Source organism: Streptomyces sp. NPDC107521 (assembly GCF_055598485.1).
This window is the reverse complement of the sequence record NZ_JBVKAT010000025.1, coordinates 61,080-85,005: the sequence shown is the minus strand read 5'-3', so window position 1 is coordinate 85,005 and position 23,926 is coordinate 61,080. Positions and strand designations below refer to the sequence as shown.

Below are 23,926 nucleotides of genomic sequence, written 5' to 3'. Positions count from 1 at the left end.
GCCCGTTCCCCCGGCCCCGCCCCGGAGCGCAAACGGACCGGCGGTACGAGGACGGAGCGGACAGCACGCGCGTCGGCACGGTGGACGGCGCCACGCGCCCCCGACGGACAACGGACAACGCGGACAACGCAGGCAACACGGACGACGGAGCGGAGAAGCAGAGGACATGACCTCGATCGACCTCAACGCCGATCTCGGCGAGGGATTCGGGCGCTGGCGGCTCACCGACGACGAGGGCCTGCTGTCGGTCGTCACCAGCGCCAACGTGGCCTGCGGCTTCCACGCCGGGGACCCGGTCACCATGCGGCGGGTGTGCGAACTGGCCGCCGAGCGGGGCGTGACGATCGGCGCCCAGGTCTCCTACCGGGACCTGGCCGGATTCGGCCGGCGCGCCATGGAGGTGCCGCGCGCGGAGCTGGCCGCCGAGGTGGCTTACCAGGTGGGCGCCCTGGAGGTGTTCGCGCGGGCGGCCGGTACGCGGGTGGCCTACGTGAAGCCGCACGGCGCCCTCTACAACCGGGTGGTGCGGGACGCGGAGCAGGCCGCAGCGGTCGTCGAGGGGGTGCTGCTCGCGGGCGGGGCGCTGCCCGTGCTGGGGCTGCCCGGTTCCCGGGTGCTGGAGGCCGCGGGCCGGGCCGGGCTCCCCGCCGTCGAGGAGGCGTTCGCGGACCGGGCCTACGCGGACGACGCCACGCTGGTGCCGCGCGGTGCGGAGGGCGCGGTGGTCACCGACGCGGACTCCGTGGTGGAGCGCTCGGTGGAGCTGGCCCGCACCGGTACGGTCCTGGCCCGCTCGGGGGCGCGGATAGCCGTGCGGGCGCGTTCGCTGTGCGTGCACGGGGACACGCCCGGGGCGGTGGGGCTGGCCCGCCGGATACGGGAGCGGCTGGCGGCGTCCGGCGTCCGGGTGGAGGCGTTCGCGTGAGGGTGCTGCCGGTCGGGGACGACGCCCTGCTCGTCGAGACCGACTCGGGCGAGGAGGCGCGGGCGCTCCACGAGGAGTTGCTGCGGCGCCGCGCGCGGGGCGCGCTCGTGGTCCGGGAGATCGTCCCGGCGGCCCGCACCGTGCTGCTCGACGGCCTGGACGACCCGGCGCGGGTGGCGGCCGGGCTGACGGCGGCCGACGTTCCCCCGGCGCCGGTGCCCGCGGGGGCCGTGGTGGAGATACCGGTCCGCTACGACGGCCCCGACCTGGACGGGGTCGCCGCCCATTGGGGGGTGTCCCGCGCCGGGGCGGTCCGGATCCACGCGGCGGCCGAGTTCCGGGTGGCGTTCTGCGGCTTCGCACCGGGCTTCGGCTATCTGACGGGGCTGCCGCCCGGGTACGACGGGGTGCCGCGCCGGGCCACCCCGCGCACGGCCGTCCCGGCGGGCTCGGTGGCGCTGGCCGGCCCGTACACGGGGGTGTATCCGCGGGTCTCGCCGGGTGGCTGGCAGGTGGTGGGGAGCACGGACACGGTGCTGTGGGACCCGGCTCGGGTCCCGGCCGCGCTGCTGTCGCCGGGCACCCGGGTGCGGTTCGTGCCCCGGGACGGGGAGGGAACGGCATGACGGACCGCGCGCTCGCGGTGGTGCGGGCCGGCGCCCTGACCACCGTGCAGGACCGCGGCCGGCCGGGCCACGCCCATCTGGGGGTGCCGCGCTCCGGTGCGCTGGACCCGCCCGCCGCGGCGCTGGTGAACCGGCTGGTCGGCAATCCGTCCGGGGCCGCCGTCCTGGAGACGACGCTGGACGGCTGCGCCCTGCGCCCGCGCACGCCGGTGACGGTGGCGGTCGGCGGGGCGCCCTGCCCGGTGGCGGTGGACGGTCGGCCCGTTCCGTGGGGGGCACCGGTCCGGGTCCCGGCGGGAGCGCTCCTGGAGGTGGGGGCGGCCCGGAGCGGGGTGCGTTCCTATGTGGGCGTCTCGGGGGGCGTCGCCGTCGAGCCGGTGCTGGGCAGCCGCTCCACGGATCTGCTGTCCGGCCTCGGTCCGCCGCCCCTGGCCGACGGCGCCCTGCTGCCCCTGGGGCCGCCGGGGGCTCCCGCCGCGCACGTCGACGTCGCCCCCCGGCCGGGGCCCCCGGCGGAACTGGTGCTGAGGGTGACGCCGGGGCCGCGCGCCGACTGGTTCACGCCGGCGGCGGTACGGACGTTCTCGTCCCGCCCGTACCGGGTGTCCCCGGCGAGCAACCGGGTCGGGCTGCGCTGCGACGGCCCGCCGCTGGCCCGGTGCCGTACCGGTGAACTGGCCAGCGAGGGCATGGTGCTGGGCGCGGTGCAGGTGCCGCCGGACGGGCGCCCGGTGGTGTTCCTGGCGGACCATCCGACGACCGGCGGCTATCCGGTGATCGGCGTGGTGCGCGCCGCCGACCTCGCCGCGGCCGCCCAGGCGGTCCCGGGTACCCCGGTGCGCTTCGTGCCGGTCCGGCGCCGCTGACGGACACCCGGCCCGTACGAGCCCCCGGCCGTACGAACGGACGGTCACACGGACGGGGCGGACGAACCGGCGCTCGCGGTTGACGCTCCGCCGCGCGCAGGCAACCCGCGCACCCCGGCGCGCAGACACCTCTACACACAGGCACACAGGCACACAGGCACACAGTCGTACCGATACACCGTCGTACGAGCGGACTGTCGTACGGAGACAGGCCGTACCGGCGCGCGCCCCGGCCGTACGCCCTCCCCCACCCGTCCCCCGGGAAGGCACTCCCGGTCCCGGCGCCCGTCCTCCGCACTGCGCGGGTCCCGGGCGCCCGGGTGCCGGACCCCGGCGCTCCACAGCTGAGGTGCTCCACATCCCCGGCGCTCCGGAACCCCGTTGGCGCGAGGCGCCGCGCCCGGTTGCCCGGCACCCGGGGACGCGCCCGGCGGGGCTCACACGGCGGGGGCGTCCGGTCCGAACCGGCTCCGCACCGCCGTCTGGACCTCGTCCTCCTCGGCGGGGTCGGCGGCCAGCCGCCGCAGCCGCTCCACGACCCGGGCGTCGCCGGTCTCCGCGTAGCGGGCGGCGAGTTCGCGGGTGGTCTCCTCGCAGTCCCACAGGCATTCGACGGCGAATCCCGCGGCGAAGGAGGGGTCGGTGGCGGCCAGGGCACGGGCGGCCCGGCCGCGCAGATGGGAGGAGGCGGTCTCGCGGTAGACATGGCGCAGCACGGGGGCGGCGCAGCCGATGCCGAGCCGTCCGGTGCCGTCGACGAGTGTCCAGAGGGTGGGGGCGTCCGGGCCCTCGGCGCGCACCGCCTCGCGCAGGGCGGTGAGGACGGGGCCGCGGTCGCGGGCGTCGCCCCGGCAGGCGAGCACCCGTCCGGCGGCCGCGCCCAGGAGGCCGGGCCGGTGGGCCCAGGCGCGGGCGCGGGTGACGGCGCCGGCGGAGCCCATGCGTTCGAAGGCGTCGACGGCGGCCTCCGCGACCGGCGCGGTGCCGTCGGCCACGGCGTCCTCGATCAGGTCGAGGGCGGTGGGGTCGTCGCCGTCGGCGAGGTAGCGCAGGGCGGTGCAGCGGGCGCCCTCGGTACCGGTGCTGGCGGCGGCCAGGATCTCGGCCCGGTCCTCCGGGCCGGCGACGGCGGTCAGGCAGCGGGCGGCGGGCACGTGCAGGGCGGCGCCCCGGTCCACGCCCTGCTGGGCCCAGTCGAGGACGGCGCCGACGCTCCAGCCGGGGCGGGGGCCGGTGGGGCTCATCTGGCGCTGCCAGCGGTCGAAGCAGCCGGTCTCGTGGGCGGCGCGCACCCGTGCGGCGACCGGCGCGCGCGGGTCCTCGGCCCACAGTCGCCAGGGCCGGGGTTCGAAGGCGTCGCGCACGACGAGGGCCAGTTCGGCGTCGCCCTGCGGGGTCTCGGGAAAGCGCGCCAGGACGGGGGCGGCGAGGGCGCGCAGCCCGGCGTCGTCGTCGCGCAGCGCCAGCTCGTCCAGGGCCCACGCCCAGTTGGCGCCGCGCTCCGCGTACGCCCGCAGCAGCCCGAGGGCGTCCCGCCTGCCGTAGGAGGCGAGGTGGCCGAGGACCGCGAGGGCCAGTCCGGTACGGGACTCGTCGTCGTCGAGGATGTCCTCGGCGCCGAAGAGGTGGGCCTCGATCTCGTCCAGCTCGCCGTTCAGGTCGAGGTAGAGACGGGCGTAGTAGAGGGAGCGGTTCTCCACCTGCCAGTCGTGGCGGGGATCGCGCAGCACACAGTGGTTGAGGGCCGCCAGCGCCTCGGGGCGCGGGGCGGTGAGCGCGTGCAGCGTGCCGTCGCCGCGACCCCGCTGGAGCAGGCCGAGCAGCGTACCGCTGGGCGCTATGACCGGATCGAACATGGGAAACAGCCTCACATCAAGCGTCGACGCAACCGGGGAAACGCGTTACCTGGACGCGCGACAACACGTCGGTGAGCCCGCCGTCTCTTGCTTGCTGTAGACCATGTTCCTCTGCCTCTCGTCGATGGCCCGCACGGGCCGTGTCACGGTCCGCGCGGTGCGGCAACTCCTGCCCAGCCATCACGTCCGTGAATCACGTCGTCATGATGACCCGGCGGTCACACGCGCCGCGACCGATATTTCGGCGGCCTGGCACCGCCCGCCCCGTTTTCCGTGTTCCCGCTGGTCAGCGGGGTGTCACCCCGGCCGGACCAGTGCCGGATCAGCGCGCCTCGAACAGCTCCAGGAGTTCGGCGCGGGCGAACATCCGGGCCGTCTCGACGGCCGAGGGGGTACCGGCGGAAGGATCGGCTCCGCCTTCGAGGAGGGCCTTGACGACCTCCGTCTCGCCCTTGAAGGCGGCGCCGGCGATCGGGGTCTGGCCGCGGTCGTTGACGCGGTCGGCCTGGGCGCCGCGGGCCAGCAGGGCGCGGACCGCGCCGGCGTGACCGTGGTAGGCGGCGAGCATGACGAGGGAGTCGCCGCGGTCGTTGGTGAGGTCGGCGGGCACCCCGGCGTCGACGTAGGCCACCAGTTCCTCGGTGCGGCCCTGCCGGGCCAGGTCGAAGATCCTGGTCGCCAGTTCCACGACCTCGGGGTCGGGGGCATCACTCATGTGGCCGGACCACCTCTCGCTCACGGCCGGACGACCGTCGGGGACTGTGCGCACGGCCGCGAGCGGTGCGGCCGTGCGAGTGAATCGCCAGGGTACTGGCTCGGCGGGCACCGGAAGGGACACCCGCCGCGCAAGGATCGGCACCTGCGGGGGCCGGGCGGCGGGCGCCACCCGACCGGCACGGGAAGGACTCCGCCACCCGTGTCATTTCCGGCGAAATTCCCCCATTTGCACCTTTAATCGTATGGATACATCCTGTGATCCTGGAAGTACTCATGGTGACTGTCCCCGCGAACCAGGAGAACTCACATGATCCTCTCGATCTCAGGCGTGGTCCTGCTCGGCATCGTCGTCTTCATCTTCTTCCGCAAGGACGGGCTCAAGCCGTCGCACGCGCTGGTCGCGGTCCTGTTCGGCTTCTATCTCGCGAGCACCGCCATCGCCCCCAGCATCAAGGCGGGCGGCGAGAGCCTGGCGGGCCTGCTCGGCGGGCTCAGGTTCTGACCCCGCGCGCCCGGCCGGCGACCCGCCCGGCACCCCCGCCCGACCCCCCGCACACACGCACTTCCAGGAGGCAGCAGTGGCCCGGCGGCCCCTCCCCCGCATTCTGAGCAACGGCGGCGCACAGCTCGCCCGGAGCCGGGAGCTGGCCCGGACGGCGGCCGACGGCGCCACCGACGTCCTCCAGCCGCTGATCACCATCGCCCGCGGTCTGCGCCGGCTCGCCTCGGCGGCGGGGCGCCGCTGGACCGGGACCCCCAGGGACCGGCGCGGCGCGCTGCTGTTCCTGGCCGCCTCGGTGGTCATGGTCGTGGCGCTGATGCCGTACGGCCCGCTGCTCGCCGGTGCCGTGCTGATGGCGGCGGCGGCCTGGCAGGGCCGGAACCGCACCCCGCCCGCGCCCGAGGGCCCCGACGACGGGCAGCGGCGGCGCCTCCAGTCGCTCTACGAGGCGCTGGTCCCCTACTTCACCGTCCCCGAGGACCCCGAGCCGCTGTACGCCCACGGGGGCGCCTGGCGGGAGGCGTTCCCGGAGCACGAGTTCGACGACTCGGGCCGCCTCGCCCGTCTGGTGATCCGCTACCCCGCCTACTTCACCGACGGCGAGCCGGGCTCCCGGGCCCGGATCGAGCACCTGCTCACGGCCAAGGCCGGGCGCTCCCGCGAGTACCACTTCGCCTGGGACGAGGAGGCCAACCACCTCTCGGTCACCGCCCTCGCGCCCCTGCCGACCGACGTCGCCGCGCAGCCCTTCGTCACCACGCCCGGCGAGACGGTCCTCGGCCTCACCGACCCGACCGGGGTGCGGCGCACCCTCCCCCTCACCCACGGGAAGGAGCGGCGCGACGTGCCGCCGGTCGTGTGGCGGACCGGCATCCGCTCCACCGAGCCGCACCTCCTGGTGCTGGGCCGCCCGGGCACCGGCACCTCCACCCTGCTGCGCTCCGTCGCGCTCCAGGCCGTGCGCCACGGCGACCTGCTGATCGTCGACGGGGGCGGCACCGGCGAGTACGCCTGCCTGACCGGGCGCGACGGGGTCCTCGCCGTCGAGTGCGGCCTCGCCGGGGCGCTGACCGGCCTCGAATGGGCGGCCCACGAGACCGAGCGGCGGCTGGTCGCCGTCAACCGGGCCCGTCAGGAGGGCGAGCCCCCGCCGGAGGACACCCGGCGTCCGCTGTGGGTCCTGGTGGACCGGCCGGGCGCCTTCGCGCACCTGGCCGCGGCCGACGGGCGCCCCGATCCCCAGACCCTGCTCGAACTGCCGCTGCGGCACGGGCGCGCCGCCAACGTGACCGTGGTCGTCGCCGACCAGCTCGACGGCTACGGGGCGCTCGGCGAGGCCGTACGGCAGCACACCCGCGCCCGGGTCGTGCTCGGCCCGGCCACCGCCGAGGAGCTGACCGCCGTCCTGGGGGCGCCGCCGCGGACCACCCCCGTCGACCACGTCCCGCCGGGGCGCGGCTACGCCCGCCTGGGCACGGGCCCGGTGCTCCGCCTCCAGGTCCCGGCCACCCCGGACCCGTACGACGACGCGACCAGCGACGCCCACCGGCAGGCGGTACTGGACCTGCTGCCGCCCCGCACCGCTCCGGCGGACGGGGAGGGCGCGCCGGCCGCGCCCGAGGAGCCCTCCCCCGGGACGGGGACGGAGCTGGAGACGGAGACGGAGCTGGAGACGGAGACGGGGAGAACGCAGCGGACGGAGGACGGCGGGGCCGGGGCGGAAGGGACGGCGGCCGTCGGCACGGCGGCCGGTGCCCTCCCGGCCCGGAGGGGAACGGCGGACACCGGGGCACAGGAGGCCGGGACGGCGGCGACCGGGCCGGTCCCGGTCGCGGTGCGGGTGGTGCCGGCGAAGTCGCTCGCCGGGGCGCGGACGGCCCCGGCGGAACCGGTGTCCCCGGTGGACCGGCCCCCGGCGGACGACGAGGGAACGGCCCCCGTCGGCGCCCTCTCCGCGAGCCCCCTCCCCGTCGGTGCCGTCGGGGCCGTCCCGTCGGAGGCCGCGCCCGGGGCCGTGGCCGCCGAGACCCACTGAGGCCGGAACCTCCCGGACGCCGGGTCGGCCCGGGCGGGCCCCCGGCGGCCCCCGGCCGTCACGCCACGATGCTGCGGGGGCCCGCCCCGGCACCGGAGGCGCCGCTGCGCACCAGCCGGGCGGCGGCGGCCAGCCGGAGCGCGGCCTCCTCGGCCACCGCCCCGCCCACGGTGAACGGCAGGCGGACATAGCCCTCGAAGGCGCCGTCGACGCCGAACCGCGGCCCGGACGGCACCCGCACCCCGACCCGCTCCCCCGCCTCGGCCAGCCGCGAGCCGGACAGGCCCCCGGTGCGCACCCACAGGGTGAGCCCGCCGCGCGGTACCTCGAACTCCCAGTCCGGCAGCTCCCGCCGCACCGTGGTGATCAGCGCGTCCCGGTTCTCCCGGGCCTGCTCCCGGCGCACCCGCACCGCCTGCTCCCAGCCGCCCGTGCTGAACAGCCAGTTCACGGCGAGCTGCTCCAGCACCGGCGTGCCCAGGTCGGCGTAGGCGCGGGCGGCGACCAGGCTGCGGACCACCTCGGGCGCGGCCCGCACCCAGCCGATGCGCAGCCCGGCCCAGAACGCCTTGCTCGCCGAGCCGACCGTGATGACGGTGGACCCGGCGGGATCGAAGGCGCACACCGGGCGCGGCATCGCGATGTCGTCCTCCAGCCACAGCTCGGTCATGGTCTCGTCGGCCACCAGGACGGTGCCCGCCGACCGGGCCGCCTCCACCAACTGCCGCCGCTGGTCGTCGCCGGCCAGGGCGCCGGTGGGGTTGTGGAAGTCCGCGACGACGTACGCGATGCGGGGCGCCGCGTCGCGGAGCACCTGGCGCCAGTGGTCCATGTCCCAGCCGGTCAGCCCCTCGGCCATGGCCACGGGCACCAGCCGCGCCCCGGCCTCGCGCATGAGCTGGAGGATGTTGGCGTACGACGGCGACTCCACGGCGATCCGCTCGCCGCGCCCGCCGAAGAGCTGGCAGATGGCGTCGATGGCCCCCATGGCCCCCGTGGTCACCATGATCTGCTCGGGCATGGTGGGGATGCCCCGGGCCGAGTACCGCTCGGCGATCATGGCGCGCAGCGCGGGCACCCCGGCCGGGTAGTCGCCGTGGGTGTGGGCGTAGGGCGGCAGCTCCTCCAGGGCTCCCCGGACGGCGCGGGTGAGCCAGGGCTCGGGCGCGGGCAGGGCCGCGCAGCCGAGGTCGATCATCGAGCCGAGCGCCTCCGGCGGCAGCGGCTCCAGGCCCCGCGCGGGCAGCGGGTTCCCGGCCGGGACGGCGGTCCAGCTCCCGGCGCCGCGCCGGGACTCCAGGAACCCCTCGGCGCGCAGCGCCTCGTAGGCGGCGGCGACGGTGGTGCGGCTGACGGTGAGCGCGAGGGCCAGTTCGCGCTCGGCGGGCAGCCGGGCGGCGACCGGCACCCGCCCTTCGAGCACCAGCACCCGGACGCCGTCGGCGAGGGCCCGGTAGGCGGGCGGGCGCCGGGCGCCGGGGCCGGCGGGCCGCTCCTGCTGGGAGCCGAGCAGTCGGGCGAGCTGGGCCGCCCCCACGGCCGAGGTCCACTGAGCCACGATAATCAGTCCACCTTCTTTGAATTGGCCATGGTTGACATCGCTTCTCACGCCACATGGTGTCATGCACCAGGCCACCACCATCCTCGCAGGGGGCGCGTTTTGTCCGGCCACAGGCATCGGCACCTGTCACGACGGCTGATCCAGCTCTACGGCGGCCTCGTGCTCTACGGAGCCAGTTCGGCGCTGCTGGTCCGGTCCGGGCTCGGCCTGGAACCGTGGAACGTGCTCCACCAGGGGCTCTCCGAGCACACCGGGCTCTCCATGGGCCTCGTGGTGACCCTCACCGGCGCACTGGTGCTGCTGCTGTGGATACCGCTGCGCCAGCGCCCCGGCCTCGGCACCGTCTCCAACGTGCTGGTCATCGGCGCGGCCATGGACGCCACCCTGGCGGTGGTGCCGGACGCCCGCGCCATGGCGGCGCGGATCGCCTTCATGGTGGCCGGGACCGTGCTGAACGGCGTGGCCACCGGCCTCTACATCGCGGCCCGGTTCGGCCCGGGGCCGCGCGACGGGCTGATGACGGGGCTCAACGCGCGCACCGGGCTGTCGGTGCGCCTGGTGCGCACCGTCCTGGAGGTCACCGTCGTGGTGTCGGGCTTCCTGCTCGGCGGCACCATCGGCGTGGGCACCGTGCTCTACGCCGTCGCCATCGGACCCCTCGCCCAGGTGTTCCTGCGCGTGTTCGCCGTCCCCGCGGCATCCGGCGGCACCCCGCCCGTCGCCGACGGGAAACCGGAGGGCGCGATACTGCGTCCGTGAGCACCGCGACGCGCCATCCGTACCTCGACCACCCCGGCCCCATCCCCTTCGCCCACCGGGGCGGGGCGGCGGACGGCCTGGAGAACACGCTGCGGCAGTTCCGCCGGGCGGTCGAGGCGGGCTACCGGTACCTGGAGACCGATGTGCACGCCACCCGGGACGGGCGGCTGGCCGCCTTCCACGACGCGACCCTGGACCGGGTCACGGACGGCACCGGGCGGATCGCGGAACTGCCCTGGGAGCGGGTGCGGGAGGCGCGGGTGGCGGGCCGGGAGCCCGTCCCGCTCCTCGACGACCTCCTGGAGGCCCTCCCCGGGGCGCGCTGGAACATCGACGTGAAGGCGGAGCCGGCACTGCGCCCGCTGCTGGAGCTGATCGGGCGGACCGGCGCCTGGGACCGGGTCTGCGTCGGCTCGTTCTCCGAGGCGCGGGTGGCGCGCGCCCAGCGGCTGGCCGGTCCCCGTCTGGCCACCTCCTACGGCGTCCGGGGCGTCCTCGGGCTGCGGCTGCGCTCCTGGGGGTTCCCGGTGGGGCCGCGCCGCTCGGCGGTGGCCGCGCAGGTGCCCGAGTCGCAGTCGGGCGTCCCGGTGGTGGACCGGCGCTTCGTGCGCGCCGCCCACGCGCGCGGGCTCCGGGTGCACGTGTGGACGGTGAACGATCCGGCCCGGATGCACCGGCTCCTGGACCTGGGGGTGGATGGCATCATGACCGATCACATCGGCACCCTGCGCTCGGTCATGACCGAGCGCGGCGTCTGGGCCTGAGGCCCCGGCGGGGTGGGACGCGCGGACGGGGAGGCGGGGACACGGGTGGGCATGGACGCCGTGTGCGAGGACGCGGCCGACGCCGCCGACGGGTCCGGTGACCGGCGGCGCGAGCAGCGGGGCTGGTACTTCTACGACTGGGCCTGCTCGGTCTACTCGACCAGCGTGCTCACCGTGTTCCTGGGGCCCTATCTGACCTCGGTCGCCGAGTCGGCGGCGGACGGGCGGGGATACGTGCACCCGCTGGGCGTCCCGGTGCGCGCCGGGTCGTTCTTCGCGTACTCGGTCTCCCTGTCGGTGATCGTGGCGGTGCTGGTGATGCCCCTGGTGGGCGCCGCGGCGGACCGTTCGGGCCGCAAGAAGCCCCTGCTGGGCGCCGCCGCGTACACCGGGGCGGCGGCGACCACCGCCATGTTCTTCCTCGGCGGCGACCGCTATCTGCTCGGCGGGGCGCTGCTGGTCGTCGCCAACGCGGCGCAGTCCGTGGCGATGATGCTCTACAACTCCTACCTGCCGCAGATAGCCCCGCCGGAGGAACGGGACGCGGTCTCCTCCCGCGGCTGGGCCTTCGGCTACGCCTCCGGTTCGCTGGTCCTGGTCGCGAACCTGGTGCTGTACACCGCCCACGACTCCTTCGGGCTCTCCGAGGGCGAGGCGGTGCGGGTCTGCCTGGCCTCGGCCGGCCTGTGGTGGGGCGCCTTCGCCCTCATCCCGCTGCGGCGGCTGCGCGACCGCCGCACACCGGCGCGGAAGGCGTCGGCGCCGGGGTTCCGTCAGCTCGCGGCCACCGTCCGCGACATGCGGCGCCGCCCGCTGACCCTCGCGTTCCTGCTGGCGTACCTCATCTACAACGACGGCATCCAGACGGTGATCTCCCAGGCGTCCGTCTACGGCTCCCGGGAGCTGGGGCTCGGGCAGTCCACGCTGATCACGGCGGTCCTGCTGGTCCAGGTGCTGGCGGTGGCGGGCGCCCTCGCACTGGGCGCGCTGGCCCGGCGGCACGGGGCCAAGCGGACGATCCTCGGCTCGCTGGCCGCCTGGACGCTCACCCTGGCCGCGGCGTACTTCCTGCCCGCCGGGGCGCCGTTCTGGTTCTTCGTGCTGGCCGCCGGGATCGGACTGGTCCTCGGGGGCAGCCAGGCGCTGTCCCGCTCGCTCTTCTCGCATCTGGTACCGCCGGGCAAGGAAGCCGAGTACTTTTCTGCGTACGAGATGAGCGACCGGGGCATGAGCTGGCTGGGACCGCTGCTGTTCGGCCTCACCTACCAGCTCACGGGGAGCTACCGGGACGCCATCATCTCGCTGGTGGCGTTCTTCGTGATCGGCTTCGCGCTGCTCGCCCGGGTGCCGGTGGCGCGGGCGATCCGCGACGCGGGCAACCCCGTGCCGGAGAGGATTTAGCACTCGGCACGAAAGGGCTGTAGTGTACGCGTTTGGCCTGCCAGGCGTACCGTTACTGCGCGTCAAAGGTGCCGAAACGCTATGTCACATCTGGCGACAGAGGTGACAAACCGGACGTCGGCGGGTACTGCACTGGTTGACAAGGCTGCGACTGCGACGGCGACGCATGGCCCGGAACGGGGATTCGGGACGGGAATCTTTACCGCCGCCCGGACGTTGACCGGATGACGACGACAGCGACACCTGTCCTGTGGGCGACAAGCCCGGGAGGCACGATTCATGAGTGAGCGAGCTCTTCGCGGCACGCGCCTCGTGGTGACCAGCTACGAGACGGACCGCGGCATCGACCTGGCCCCGCGCCAGGCCGTGGAGTACGCATGCGAGAAGGGGCATCGTTTCGAGATGCCCTTCTCGGTCGAGGCGGAGATTCCGCCGGAGTGGGAGTGCAAGGTCTGCGGGGCCCAGGCGCTTCTCGTGGACGGCGACGGCCCGGAGGAGAAGAAGGCCAAGCCGGCGCGTACGCACTGGGACATGCTGATGGAGCGGCGGACCCGTGAGGAGCTCGAAGAGGTCCTGGAGGAGCGGCTCGCCGTTCTGCGGTCCGGCGCGATGAACATCGCGGTCCATCCGCGCGACAGCCGCAAGAGCGCCTGACCCCCGAGGGTCACCGGCGCGGCAACGAGCGCACACCGACGACCGGGGGCGCCGTACACATCCTGTACGGCGCCCCCGGTCGTCGTGCTGTGTCCGGGGCGGGTCGGCACATGACGGGTACGGCACATGGCGGGTTCGGGGCGCGACGGGTACGGGGCGCGGAGAGCCGGGCGCGATGGCGGCCCGCCCCGCCCCCGGGTGCCGTCCCCTGCCGGTACGGCGGTCACCGGTGCCGCCCGACCGGTACCGCGCGGTGCGGACGGAAGGGCCGGGCCGGGCGCCGCACACCAGGGCGGCGGCAGCGCGGCTCGGCGGAGGCCGGTGGGCGGGAGCGCCGGATCGCGGGATCACGGGCGCCGGGGAGGGACCCCGCTCGCGCGGAACCGGAAGGCGGCTGTCCGCCCTCCCCGAACCGCTCCGCGCCCTCCCCGGTACGGACCGCCCCCGGCGTCAGCGGGCGAGCGGCGGGCGCGGGCCCTGCGGGTTGTCGGGCCGGTGGTCGTCGTCGTGGATGACCTCACCCTGGACCACCTTGCCGTCCGGGCGGTGCATCCGGGCCTGGCGGAAGGCGTCCCCGAGGGTGCCGGGAGGGGCCTCGCGGAGCCTGCGCTCCACGGTGCGCTGCGCGGTGCGGCTCACGGCCTTCTGCACCGGGGGCAGCAGGAGCAGCAGGCCCAGGGCGTCGGAGAGCAGTCCGGGCAGGACGAGGAGCAGTCCGCCCAGCATCATCAGGCCGTTGCCCTCGCTGTTGGGCCGCGCCTCCTCCGCGCCGCCTTGCTGCTGCCGCTGCAGGGTCTCCGTGAGGTTCCGGAAGGCCCGGCGGCCGGCCGCCTTCACGACGGCGGCGCCGAGCACCACTCCGGCCAGCAGGATCAGCAGGACGACGAAGCCGCCGGTCGCCCCGGCGACCACGGTCAGCAGCCAGATCTCCAGCACGATCCAGGCCGCGATGCCCAGCGGCACGAAGGTCCGCGCCCGGGAGCGCGGGGACCGGGCGGGGGACCTGGGGGGCTGAGCGCCAGTCGTCATACCCCCAGTGTGCCTGGGCCCGGCCCGGTCCGGGACGAGGGGGTGATCAGGGCTTCGGGTCCGGCGCGGAATCGCCCGCCCCATCCGCGCTCCGACCCCCGTCCGGTGCCGGGGCGCCCCCGGCGCCGGTGCTTCCGGAGGCCGCCGCGTCCGCTTCCCCGTCCGGCTCCGCCGATGTCCCCGGGGCCCTCGGCTCCTCCCCCGACGGGGTCCCGTCCGGGGCGGCCGGGGCCTCCTCGGGGGTCCCGGACGGGGTGCGGGACCCTTCGGCCGTGCCCGTCCCGGCGGCGGGGCTGTCGGGGGCGGTGCGGGAGGCTTCCGCGGGCGTCCCGTCCGCCGCGGCGGGCGCGGCCTCGTCCGGGGTCCCGGCTCCGGTCGCCACCCGGTCCGGAGCCGACGCCCCGGCCGTCGCGCCGTCCGGGGCGTCCGGGGCGTCGGCCACGGCGTCCCCCGCGGGCCGCCCGGCCGCGGTCCCCTCCGGCGCCGGGCCGGCGGGGGGCTCCGCGCCCGTCCCGCCGCCCGGTGCCGGGGTCACCGGCCGGGGGACCGCCGGCTGCGGGACGCGGTCGCGGCCCAGCACCTTGCCGACCCGCTCCCCCACGCCCCAGGTGGTGACCCGCCAGAGGGCCTCCACGAGGATGTCGCGGCTCATCTTGGAGTCGCCCAGCTCGCGCTCCACGAAGGTGATGGGCACCTCCACGACGTGGTACCCGGCCTTGATCGCCCTTCGCGCCAGGTCGACCTGGAAGCAGTAGCCCTGGGAGGCGACCTCCTCCAGGCCGAGCCCCTCCAGCGTCTCGCGCCGGAAGGCCCGGTAGCCGCCGGTGATGTCGCGCAGCGGCAGGTCCAGGGCGAGGCGGGAGTACATGCTGCCGCCCCGGGAGATGAACTCGCGGGACTTGGGCCAGTTCACCACCCGGCCGCCGGGCACCCAGCGGGAGCCGAGCACCAGGTCGGCGCCCTTGAGCGCGGTGAGCAGCCGGGGCAGTTCCTCGGGCTGGTGGGAGCCGTCGGCGTCCATCTCGACGAGGACGCCGTAACCGTTCTCCAGGCCCCAGCGGAAGCCCGCCAGATAGGCGGCGCCCAGGCCCTCCTTGCCCTTGCGGTGCAGTACCCGGACGTGCTCGTCCCCGGCCGCCAGTTCGTCGGCGAGCTTGCCGGTGCCGTCGGGGCTGTTGTCGTCGGCCACGAGCACGTGCGCCTCGGGAACCGCCTCGCGCACCCGCCCGACGATCGCCTGGATGTTCTCCGCCTCGTTGTAGGTCGGGATGATCACCAGGGTCGTGCCCAGGGGACCGAACCGCCTCCCCCGGCCCGCTGTCGCGAGCGCCCCGTCGCCGTCGTTCACCGCTGCCCCTTCTCGTCCGTACGCAGGGCACCACCATAATGGCCGCGGCCTGCGGCGACGTGACGGCACATCGGTACGGCGGTGTCGTACGGCGCAAACCGGGGTATGGATGCGCGTTTACGGCGGTGTCACTGCGGATGGGAGCCCGGCGCCCTTCGGGCCGGCCCGGGATCCGCTGGCTGCGGGTCGACCGAAAGCCGTTGTCTACTGAGCGTCCGGGCCCCACCCGGGTCGCACCTCCCGACCGGCCGGAACGTCCCCCTGCCGCGGCGCGGGCGCTGAGCCTGGCTCCCAGTGGAGGTGCTCCCGTACGGGGCACCGTCCCTGACGCAGCGGCGCCGCGGCGAGTGCGCGGAGGTTTCCCCGGTCGGGCGTCCGGTGGTGGACCCGGCCGAACCTACCCGCCACCCGCCGCTGCCTGTCAACATCCGCGCCCCCTGGGGCGTTCACGGCAAGCCCCTGGTCAGGCCCGGAGATCTCCCGGCGTGGCGCGGCCGGGGGCCGTCGCGGCCCCGGCGGCGGAGATCACTCGCCCGGCCGTACGTACACCGTCCGGCCGCCCACCACGGTGCGCAGGCAGACCGGGAGCGGGCCGCCGGGACGCAGGTCGGGCAGGCCGGGGGTGCCGGAGCGCGGGTCGGTCGACCAGCGGGCCACCCGGTCGTCGGGGGCCTGGACGACCAGTTCGCCGGCGCGCCAGACGGCGTAGTCGGCGGGCGCGCCCGGCACCAGGGCGCCGGCGTCGTCGCGGCCGACGGCCCGCCAGCCGCCCCGGGTGTGCGCGGTGAACGCCGCGCGCACCGAGACGCGGTGCTCCGGGGTCCGGTGGAAGGCCGCGGCCCGGACGGTGCCCCAGGGGTCGAGGGGGGTGACCGGGCTGTCGGAGCCGAGGGCGAGCGGCACGCCGGCCCGGAGCAGGGCGGCGTACGGGTTGAGGGTGCGGGCCCGGTCGACGCCGAGGCGCTGGGCGTACATGCCCTCGTCGCCGCCCCAGAGGGCGTCGAAGGCGGGCTGGACGGAGGCGGTCAGGCCGAGTTCGGCGAAGGCCGCGACGGTCTCGGGGGTGAGCATCTCGGCGTGCTCGACGCGGTGCCGGGCGGCGCGGACGCGGGCGAGGCCGACCTTCTCGGCGGCGGCGCGGACACCCTCGACGACGGTGGTCACGGCGGCGTCGCCGATGGCGTGGAAGCCCGCCTGGAGCCCGGCCTCGGTGCAGGCGACGACGTGGGCGGTGACGGCGGCGGTGTCCAGGTGGGCGGTGCCGGTGTGCGGGGCGTCGGCGTAGGGGTGGTGGAGGCAGGCGGTGTGGGAGCCCAGGGAGCCGTCCACGAAGAGGTCCCCGGCGGCGCCGGCCGCGCCCAGCTCCCGCGCCCGCTCGACGTTCTGCTCGGCCCAGTAGCCGACCACCCGCGGCCCGTCCGAGGCGGCCGCCAGGCGCAGCAGCGAGGTCAGGTCGTCCTCGGAGGAGATCTCCGGGCCTGCGCATTCGTGAACGGTTCCGATGCCCAGGGAGGCGGCGTGGGCGAGGGCGGCGCGCTGGGCCCCGGCGCGCTGGGCGGGGGTGATGGCGCCGAGGGCGGTGGCGCGCGCGGCGTGGTGGTCGTCGCCGGTGAGGGGGGCGTCGGCGGGGCGGGGCGAGCCGGGGACCAGGTCGAGCAGGGCGGTGGTGACGACCGCCGAGTGGACGTCGATGCGGCTGAGGTAGAGGGGGCGGCCGCCGGTGGCCCCGTCCAGTTCGGCGCGGGTCGGGGGCCGGCCGTCGGTCCAGCGGGCGGCGTCCCAGCCGTGGCCCAGCAGGACGCGGTCGTCGGGGCGGGCGGCGGCGAAGTCGCGGACGAGGGCCAGGGCGGCCTCGCGGGAGGCGGCCCCGGACAGGTCCAGGCCGGTCAGGGCGAGGCCGGTGGCCGTGGTGTGCACATGTGCGTCGGTGAACGCCGGGGTGACAAGGGCGCCGTCCAGGTCGACCACCTCGTCCACGCCGTCCGCGAAGGCGTCGGCGGCCCCTTCGGAGCCGACCCAGGCGACCCGGCCGCGCTCGACGACCATGGCGGTGGCGAAGGGGTCGGCGGGACTGTGCACCTCGCCCCGGCGCAGCAGGACGGTGGTGGTGGACGCGGTGGATGGCTCGCTCATGCCCCCAGTCTCGCCCCTCGGGCGGCCCGCGCCGCACCCAGGGCCGCGGGGCGTGCCGGGAGCCCGCGCCGGGCGGCCGGGGCGGGGTCAGATCCGGGGCGGCCGGGCCTCGTAGGGGGTGGAGAGGACCACGGTGGTGCGGGTGGAGACGCCGGCGAGCGACCGCAGCCGCGCGAGGAGTTCCTCCAGCTCGTGGGGGGTGGCGACGCGCACCTTGAGGATGTAGTTCTCGTCGCCGGCCACGCTGTGGCACGCCTCGATCTCGGGGACCCCGGCGAGCCGCTCGGCGATGTCGTCGGGGGCACTGGGGTCGAACGGCTTCACGGAGATGAACGCGGTCATCGGCAGCCCCACCGCCTCGGCGTCCACGACCGCGGCGTAGCCGCGGATGACGCCGCGCTGCTCCAGCCGCCGCACCCGCTGGTGCACGGCCGACGTGGACAGCCCCGTGGCCTTGCCCAGGTCTGTGTAGCTCATCCGCCCGTCCTTGACGAGCAGCTCCACGATCTGTCGGTCCAGCTCCTCCATGCGCAGAACCTACAGTGCGCTTGATCTCCGGGGATACCTCGGAGCGGCGGGTCATGGCCGGTTCGTGATGTGGCGGACGTCGACCGGTGTTCCAGGGGGGACAAATTCAGCCGCACGGGGCGCCCGCGAGCACTGTGTGACGAACACCACACTCTCCGGGACGTCTCCGTGATGCTCTCGTGATTACCCGCGTGGGGGGACGGGAAGTGCTTGGTGTGGTCGAGGCCGCAGTCGCCTTCACGGCCCAGCCCGAGGGGGAGAATCCCATGCAGAGTCTTAAGCGCCCTGGTCGCTCCGTGCCCAAGCGCCAGCAGCCGGCCGCCGAGTCCGTTCCGGAGGGCGTCGAACCCGACGCCTACGACGACGAGGAACTCGGCGCCTACGACACCTTCGAGATGTTCCGGGTGGTCTGCCCGGACTGCGCGCAGCCGATCGCCCTGCTGGCGGACGAGGAGGTGCTGCCGGAGCACGCGCTGTGCGCCTCGCCGTGGAACCCGTTCGGCCTCACGGTCTGCCCCGGCACCGGCCGCCGCGCCGCCGACGCCCGCCCGGCGGACGAGAAGTCCCGGCCCCAGGAGCAGGACACCGCCCTGCTGCTGACCCTCCCCCAGAGCCTCGACTGGCGGACGCAGCCCTTCTCCCACGTCGGCGGCCCGGGCTCGCGCCCGATGCGCGTGCCGATGATGCGGCACGAGGCCGCCTGACGGTCCGTTCCCCCGTCCGTTTCCCGTCATCGGCCGGTGCGGCGGCACACGCGACGGCGTGCCGCGGATCGCGGGCCGGTGGCCGGTTTCCGGCACTCCCGGCACTCGCGACGCGGTCCGGGCCGGGATCCCCGGAAAATGACCGCCGTCGCGCGCGGCGGGCGCGCCCGACCGACGCGCCCGACCGACGCGCCCGGCCCCGCGAGCGCCCCGCGGACCACCGGACCCTACGACCGCCGGGTGGACGCGGCGCGGCTCCCCGGACGGCACCGGGGCGGGCCGGGACCCCGGCGGCTCCCACGGCCCCCGGGGTGCCGACGGGTCAGCGCTCCTCGGGCCCCAGGAGGTGGCGGCCGATGACCATGCGCTGAATCTGGTTGGTGCCCTCGACGATCTGCAGGACCTTGGCCTCGCGCAGGTACCGCTCGGCCGGGAAGTCCGCCGTGTAGCCGTATCCGCCGAGGATCTGCACGGCGTCGGTGGTCACCCGCATCACGGTGTCGGTGCAGTGCAGCTTGGCCATGGCCGCCTGCTTGGAGAACGGCAGTCCGGCGTCGCGCAGCCGCGCCGCCGCCAGGTAGAGGGCACGGCCCGCCTCGATCCCGGTCGCCATGTCGGCCAGCATGAAGCGCAGGCCCTGGAAGTCGGCGATCGGCCGACCGAACTGGCGCCGCTCCGCCGCGTAGGAGACCGCGGCGTCCAGCGCCGCCTGGGCCACGCCGATCGCGCAGGCCGCGATGCCGAGCCGCCCGGAGTCGAGCGCGGACAGGGCGATGGTGAAGCCCTGGCCCTCCTCGCCGAGCCGCCGGGCGTCGGACACGCGCACGCCGTCGAGGTGGATCTGCGCGGTGGGCGAACCCTTGAGCCCCATCTTCCTCTCGGGCGCCGCGGCACTCAGCCCCTCGGCGTCGCCCGGCACCAGGAAGGCGGTGACGCCGCGCGGGCCCTCCTGGCCGGTGCGCGCCATGACGGTGTAGAAGTCCGCGATGCCGCCGTGGGTGATCCAGGCCTTGGTCCCGTCGAGCACCCAGTCACCGCCGTCGCGCACCGCCCTGGTCCGCAGCGAGGCGGCGTCGGAACCGGAGGCCGGCTCGGAGAGGCAGTAGGCGCCCAGCAGTCCGCCGCCCAGCATCGCGGGCAGGTGCTCGGCGCACTGCTCCTTGGTGCCGTAGGCGGCGAGCGCGTAGGCCGCGAGGGTGTGCACGCTGACGCCGAGGCCGACGGTGAGCCGGACGGCGGCCAGCTCCTCCAGGACCTGGAGGTAGACCTCGTACGGCTGCTCCCCGCCGCCGTACTGGTCGTCGTAGGGCAGGCCGAGCAGGCCGGAGCCGGAGAGCAGGGTGAAGACCTCGCGCGGGAAGCGCCCGGCGTCCTCCTCCTCGGCGGCGCTCGGGGCGATCTCGCGCTGGGCGATCTCGCGGACGAGGGAGATCAGCTCCCTCGCCTCGTCCGTGGGCAGTTGCCGGGCCACCGGCTGCGGGGCGCGGTCGGACATGGCGACGCTCTCCTCCCTGTCGGGCACCTGGGCGGTCGTGCGCCTTGGGTGGAGGCGGTTCCGCCGGGTCTTCGGACTGCCTGGCCGATACTCGCACTCCCGGGTCACGGAAGCTGCTGACCAGCGGCTGTGCGCTGTGAGTATGCCCGATGGGAGGCATGGAGTCACCAGTTAACGACCGCTTACTTCAAGAAATCCGCCGACGGACCGGGCGGGCGGAGGCGGAGTGGGGTGTCCGGCCGGTGGCAGGGCCGGGCGGCGAGGGCGCGGGGCCGGGCGCGGCGCCCCGGCCGACGGGCCGGGCCCCGGGGCGGGGCGGCCTGGCGGGGCGGCGGGGCGCGCACGGGGTGGCCGTGGGGGCTTCCCCGGGGAGGCCGGCGGGGAGCGGTGTACGGGGTTCCGGGGTCCGGACGGCGGATTCCGGGCGATCGCCGGGCGACGGCGGCCGGGGTCGCCGGCGGACGGCCCGAGCCCGGGTTCCGGGCGGGGCGGCGGAACCGGGGTACGGGCGGGGCGGCGGACGCCGCGTCACGGGCGGGACGGGACCCGGGGGCGCGGCGGGACTCCCGGGGCACGCGCCGGGGTGCCCGAGCCGCGCCCGGCGCCGCGCCGGGCGGGCGGGGCGGGGCGAATCGGGTGGGGCGGGGCCTACCGCGGAGAGGGCGGTCGCCGCCCTCAGGGCCTGAGGAGTTGGTCGAACTCCGTCACCCGCGTGCCGTGGCGCGTTCTCGTGTTCTCCAGGACGGCCGCCTTCAGGACATCGGTGTGCACGTCGGCGACGTCCCGGGGAGACGTGACCTCGGGCGTGTGCTCGTAGTTCCGGACGACGGCGTCGAGGAGGACCGGTGCCGTGAACCGCCATCCCCGCAGCAGGATCACGTGGGAGATCGCCGGATAGGGCGTGTGGACCGGATCGCCGAGCCAGCCGAGGAGCGCGGTCCGCAGGACACTGAAGTCCACACCGGCCCTGCCCAGCGCCCGCAGGACGGCGGGAGCGAGAGGCGGCCCGTTGCGGTCCGGGTCCAGCCCGACGAGCTCGTCCCACAGCCGCACCGCGTCCCTGACGGTCGCCCGCGCGTCACATGCCCTCCCCTCCTGGTCGAATGCCTCGGCGGCGGCGAAGAGTCCCCGCGCGAGTTCAACCGACGCCGCCTGCGAGCCGTCGCTCTCGTCCCGCCGGAGGACGTGCGCCGACCCCGCCGCCGCAGGCAGGGCCAGGACGGCCAGCAAAGCGCGTCGGCGGACCGTCCTCACCCGCTGCCTGCTCGACGACGTGCCGATGACGGCCGCGTCGAGGTGCCCGGGCGGCATCTGGGGCGACGACGGCGTCCCCGTGGAACCGGGACGGGAAGCGGTGGTGCGGGCCGGCGTCCGGGCGCCCACCCCGGACGGCGCACCGACGGACGCACCGCCGCCCGCCGAAGCCGGATCGGCCCGGCGACGGGCCACCGCGGGAGTCGAGGCCGCGGCCCGCGACCGGAGAGGACCCGGCCTGACGGTACGCAGGGCGGCGCCGGCCTCTCCCGGCGGGGGCGGATCCCCCCTCAGGACGGTCTGGTACACGGTTCGGAGCTCCTCACCGGGGTCGGCGCCCAGTTCTTCGGCCAGCCGTCGTCGGACGACGCCGTAGCGGTCCAGAGCCTCCGCACCCCGCCCGGCCGCGTGCAGCGCCTGGATCAGCACGCATTCCAGGGGCTCGGCCAGCGGATACTCGGCGGTGAGATCGGGCACCGCGGAGATCACCGCGGTGGGACGGCCGAGCCGGAACTCCGCCTGCGCCCACCACACCACCGCGTCCAACCGCCGGCGATGGCAGCTTGCCCGGATCTGCGCGGCCCATTCGCCCGAGAGACCGGCCAGGGGTTCTCCACGCCACAGGCCCAGAGCCTCGGCGAGCGCCGCGGCCCGGGCCTCGTCATCACGCTGCAGGTCGGCGCCCTGCTCGACCAGCCGACGAAACCGGTGGAGATCCACCAGCTCAGGGTCGACGTCCAGAACGTAGCCGGCGTGCCGACGTTCTATCCGCGCCGTCGTCCCGCCCCCGGGGCCGGCCGCCTGTCTCAGCAGCCCTCGGATCCTGCTCATGTGCGCGTACAGCACAGGCCGGGCGCTGGCGGGCGGGTCGTGGTCCCAGACCCGGTCGACGAGCGCCTCCAACGCGATCGGGTTTCGGGCGTCGACGGCCAGCGCGGCCAGCACCACCTGCTGCTGCGGTGTCCCCACGTCGAGCGGCCGGCCCGCCGACCGCACCTCGATCTCCCCCAACAGCCGGAAGTCCACACGTCCCCCCGTGTGATCGACAGCACGTGCAAGACATCCCCACATCCCATGCTGGCTGGCCCGCAAGGTGACCGCAAGGTCGGTGCACAGGCCGCGACGCCAGGGTGGGGACGTCCGGGCCGACCGGCTCGGCCCGAGCGCCGCGGAGACGCTTCGCCGTCCGGTCCCCGCGGTCGGATCCGAACGGCATCCGGCGGGAGGAGACCGGTACCGGGGATGGAGCCGCTCGCGCTCCGTCCCGCTCCGCCGCTCCGGCGACGACGAACGCCGGGCATTCGAAACTCACGGAGGAGAACACCATGCGGATACCCCTCGCCCTGTGGCCCCACCGTCCCAGCAGGGCCACGACACCGACCGCACCGTCGGTGCCGCCCGGGCGCAGACGCTCGCGACTCACTCCGGCGGCCATGGCAGCGGCCATGGCGTTCGCCGTCTTCGCGGCGCTCGCGCCTGCGCCCGCTCACGCGGCGGAACCCACCCGCTACGAGCTCGTGAACTCCCGGACCGGGCTGCGCGCCGATGTCATCTGGGCGTCGGCGGATCCGTACACCGGCGTCTTCCTGTGGCCGGACAACACCAGCGCCTCCCAGGAGTACGAGCTGCTCGACAGCGGAAACGGCTACTTCCGGATCAAGGCCCGGCACTCCGGCCAATGCCTCATGCTCGACTGGCGTTCGGGGTACTACGAGAACGGCACTCGCGTCATCCAGTACCCCTACTGCGACGCCGGATACGCGCCGGCCGAATGGACCATCGCCTGGGCGCGGCCGAGCTGTACGGGACAGTGCTTCCCCACGACCATGCTCCTGAAGAACCGGGCCACCGGCAGGTGCCTGGACGCGGCGGCTCCGTCCGGCACGCCCGGCCAGCAGGCCCCCTTACAGCAGTGGGACTGCATCTCCAAGGACAACGAGTGGAACACGGGGAACCAGAGCTGGACCCTCCGACAGCTCAACAACTTCCCCGACATCCCCTGAACGGCGCGCGGTGCCGGCCCCGTCGCGCGGTCCGCCGCCTGGCGGGACCACGGAACCCACCAGGTCATCCATGGACTCCTGCGCTGCCGGATCCGCGAACGCGCCTGCCCATGGGAGGACCCGACCCTGGTGGTCCTGGACACCCGGAGTGTCCACGCGGCCGCCGGGGTCCCCGCCGCCACGACCGGCCGTGATCCGGCCGAGCGGGTGCCCGGCCGCACACGTGACCGGGCCGTGGACGTCCTCGGCCCGGTCATCGCGGTCGCCGTCCTCGCCGCGAACACCCACGACAACACCGCCGGCGGCATCCTGCTGGACCAGGTCACCGAGCACGCCGACGGAACCGTCCACAAGGCCCTGGTCGACCGGGGCTTCGAGAACCAGGCCGTCGCACACGGCGTCGGCCTCGGCCTCGACGTCGAGTGCGATGAACGCCACCCGCACGACCTTCACCGGCCTCGCCGACCGATTCGCGGCCCTCGCGCCGGACCTGCCCGGGCACCCGGACCACCCCCGCATCCTTGCCGTCTTCAACCACGCGACCGGGCCGCTCCGGGCCAAGGACATCCGCGAAGCCCTCGGCCACGAACCGCTACGAAGAACGTCGGGGGCACCCGCGCCACGATGAAACGCCCGGTCGGACTCGGGATCGATCCTCGCCGAGGCCGACACCGGCAGCTCCGCCGGGAGGCCATGGCCGACGGGCCCCTCGCCAGCGGTCGTGCTCCACCTCAGCCGGAAACGGACATCACCCTGCGAACCGCCC

General features: G+C 75.6%; 20 protein-coding genes and 2 pseudogenes. 13 read left to right on the top strand and 9 right to left on the bottom strand.

From position 1 onward, the window contains the following. Nucleotides 1-166: 166 nt before the first annotated feature. From ACZ7LB_RS28395 to ACZ7LB_RS28385, 3 genes are read left to right on the top strand one after another with little or no spacing between them, the layout of a single operon-like run. A complete protein-coding gene (locus ACZ7LB_RS28395; protein WP_471472063.1) occupies nt 167-925 on the top strand; it encodes a LamB/YcsF family protein in 759 nt (252 codons plus the stop codon). After that, nucleotides 922-1,551 (top strand): 5-oxoprolinase subunit B family protein, encoded by a 630-nt coding sequence (locus ACZ7LB_RS28390; RefSeq protein WP_471472062.1) that lies wholly within the window; start codon nt 922-924, stop codon nt 1,549-1,551. The genes ACZ7LB_RS28395 and ACZ7LB_RS28390 overlap by 4 nt, the downstream gene beginning before the upstream one ends. After that, a complete protein-coding gene (locus ACZ7LB_RS28385) occupies nt 1,548-2,417 on the top strand; it encodes a 5-oxoprolinase subunit C family protein (protein ID WP_471472061.1) in 870 nt (289 codons plus the stop codon). Before ACZ7LB_RS28390 ends, ACZ7LB_RS28385 begins: the two co-directional genes overlap by 4 nt. A gap of 437 nt (nt 2,418-2,854) precedes the next feature. On the opposite strand, the gene ACZ7LB_RS28380 is transcribed toward ACZ7LB_RS28385, so the two are convergent. Next, nucleotides 2,855-4,273: a HEAT repeat domain-containing protein gene (locus ACZ7LB_RS28380; protein WP_471472060.1), complete on the bottom strand. Its 1,419-nt coding sequence runs from the start codon at nt 4,271-4,273 to the stop codon at nt 2,855-2,857. A gap of 322 nt (nt 4,274-4,595) precedes the next feature. Further along, the gene (locus ACZ7LB_RS28375) at nt 4,596-4,988 is read right to left on the bottom strand and encodes an ankyrin repeat domain-containing protein (RefSeq protein WP_471472059.1); all 393 of its coding nucleotides are present in this window, start codon (nt 4,986-4,988) and stop codon (nt 4,596-4,598) included. Nucleotides 4,989-5,297: 309 nt separating this feature from the next. On the opposite strand from ACZ7LB_RS28375, the gene ACZ7LB_RS28370 reads away from it, so the two are divergent. Beyond that, entirely contained in the window at nt 5,298-5,492 is a 195-nt protein-coding gene (locus ACZ7LB_RS28370; RefSeq protein WP_471472058.1) for a hypothetical protein, read from the top strand. Between the two features lie 76 nt (nt 5,493-5,568). Next, nucleotides 5,569-7,527 carry a hypothetical protein gene (locus ACZ7LB_RS28365; RefSeq protein ID WP_471472057.1) on the top strand — a complete coding sequence of 653 codons (1,959 nt, stop codon included), beginning with the start codon at nt 5,569-5,571 and terminating at the stop codon, nt 7,525-7,527. Nucleotides 7,528-7,585: 58 nt separating this feature from the next. Here the strand turns inward: ACZ7LB_RS28365 and ACZ7LB_RS28360 are convergent, their stop codons facing one another. Then, on the bottom strand, nt 7,586-9,085 hold the full coding sequence (locus tag ACZ7LB_RS28360; RefSeq protein ID WP_471472056.1) for an SCO1417 family PLP biosynthesis transcription factor: 1,500 nt from the start codon (nt 9,083-9,085) through the stop codon (nt 7,586-7,588). Between the two features lie 102 nt (nt 9,086-9,187). Between ACZ7LB_RS28360 and yczE the strand changes: the two genes are divergently transcribed. The 4 genes from yczE to ACZ7LB_RS28340 all read left to right on the top strand — a co-directional run bounded on the left by yczE (nt 9,188) and on the right by ACZ7LB_RS28340 (nt 12,666). Beyond that, the gene (yczE, locus tag ACZ7LB_RS28355; protein ID WP_471472055.1) at nt 9,188-9,847 is read left to right on the top strand and encodes a membrane protein YczE; all 660 of its coding nucleotides are present in this window, start codon (nt 9,188-9,190) and stop codon (nt 9,845-9,847) included. Then, nucleotides 9,844-10,611, top strand: coding sequence for a glycerophosphodiester phosphodiesterase (locus tag ACZ7LB_RS28350; protein ID WP_471472054.1), 768 nt, complete (start codon nt 9,844-9,846; stop codon nt 10,609-10,611). Before yczE ends, ACZ7LB_RS28350 begins: the two co-directional genes overlap by 4 nt. Nucleotides 10,612-10,662: 51 nt before the next feature. Beyond that, nucleotides 10,663-12,012, top strand: a complete 1,350-nt coding sequence (locus ACZ7LB_RS28345; RefSeq protein ID WP_471472053.1) for an MFS transporter — start codon at nt 10,663-10,665, stop codon at nt 12,010-12,012. Nucleotides 12,013-12,291: 279 nt separating this feature from the next. Next, the gene (locus tag ACZ7LB_RS28340) at nt 12,292-12,666 is read left to right on the top strand and encodes an RNA polymerase-binding protein RbpA (RefSeq protein ID WP_003977404.1); all 375 of its coding nucleotides are present in this window, start codon (nt 12,292-12,294) and stop codon (nt 12,664-12,666) included. A 450-nt stretch (nt 12,667-13,116) separates the two neighbouring features. Here ACZ7LB_RS28340 and fxsA read toward each other — a convergent pair whose 3' ends face one another. From fxsA to ACZ7LB_RS28320, 4 genes and pseudogenes are all read right to left on the bottom strand, one after another. Continuing rightward, a complete protein-coding gene (gene fxsA, locus ACZ7LB_RS28335; protein ID WP_471472052.1) occupies nt 13,117-13,695 on the bottom strand; it encodes an FxsA family membrane protein in 579 nt (192 codons plus the stop codon). A gap of 562 nt (nt 13,696-14,257) precedes the next feature. Further along, nucleotides 14,258-15,043: pseudogene (locus ACZ7LB_RS28330) on the bottom strand (polyprenol monophosphomannose synthase); the annotation flags it as partial. A 525-nt stretch (nt 15,044-15,568) separates the two neighbouring features. After that, nucleotides 15,569-17,176: an amidohydrolase gene (locus tag ACZ7LB_RS28325; protein WP_471472051.1), complete on the bottom strand. Its 1,608-nt coding sequence runs from the start codon at nt 17,174-17,176 to the stop codon at nt 15,569-15,571. A gap of 87 nt (nt 17,177-17,263) precedes the next feature. After that, nucleotides 17,264-17,704, bottom strand: coding sequence for an Lrp/AsnC family transcriptional regulator (locus ACZ7LB_RS28320; protein ID WP_161229185.1), 441 nt, complete (start codon nt 17,702-17,704; stop codon nt 17,264-17,266). Between the two features lie 266 nt (nt 17,705-17,970). Here ACZ7LB_RS28320 and ACZ7LB_RS28315 point away from each other — a divergent pair, with 266 nt between their 5' ends. Next, entirely contained in the window at nt 17,971-18,408 is a 438-nt protein-coding gene (locus tag ACZ7LB_RS28315; protein WP_161229184.1) for a hypothetical protein, read from the top strand. A 322-nt stretch (nt 18,409-18,730) separates the two neighbouring features. Here the strand turns inward: ACZ7LB_RS28315 and ACZ7LB_RS28310 are convergent, their stop codons facing one another. Together ACZ7LB_RS28310 and ACZ7LB_RS28305 are read right to left on the bottom strand one after the other, a co-directional pair. Further along, the gene (locus ACZ7LB_RS28310; protein WP_471472050.1) at nt 18,731-19,903 is read right to left on the bottom strand and encodes an acyl-CoA dehydrogenase family protein; all 1,173 of its coding nucleotides are present in this window, start codon (nt 19,901-19,903) and stop codon (nt 18,731-18,733) included. 675 nt (nt 19,904-20,578) lie between these two features. After that, nucleotides 20,579-22,183, bottom strand: a complete 1,605-nt coding sequence (locus ACZ7LB_RS28305; protein ID WP_471472049.1) for an AfsR/SARP family transcriptional regulator — start codon at nt 22,181-22,183, stop codon at nt 20,579-20,581. 407 nt (nt 22,184-22,590) lie between these two features. Between ACZ7LB_RS28305 and ACZ7LB_RS28300 the strand changes: the two genes are divergently transcribed. From ACZ7LB_RS28300 to ACZ7LB_RS28290, 3 genes and pseudogenes are all read left to right on the top strand, one after another. Further along, nucleotides 22,591-23,160: an RICIN domain-containing protein gene (locus ACZ7LB_RS28300; protein ID WP_471472048.1), complete on the top strand. Its 570-nt coding sequence runs from the start codon at nt 22,591-22,593 to the stop codon at nt 23,158-23,160. A gap of 33 nt (nt 23,161-23,193) precedes the next feature. Further along, nucleotides 23,194-23,607: pseudogene (locus ACZ7LB_RS28295) on the top strand (transposase); the annotation flags it as partial. After that, the gene (locus ACZ7LB_RS28290) at nt 23,588-23,788 is read left to right on the top strand and encodes a hypothetical protein (RefSeq protein ID WP_471472047.1); all 201 of its coding nucleotides are present in this window, start codon (nt 23,588-23,590) and stop codon (nt 23,786-23,788) included. The pseudogene ACZ7LB_RS28295 and the gene ACZ7LB_RS28290, both read left to right, overlap by 20 nt. Nucleotides 23,789-23,926: the final 138 nt, after the last annotated feature.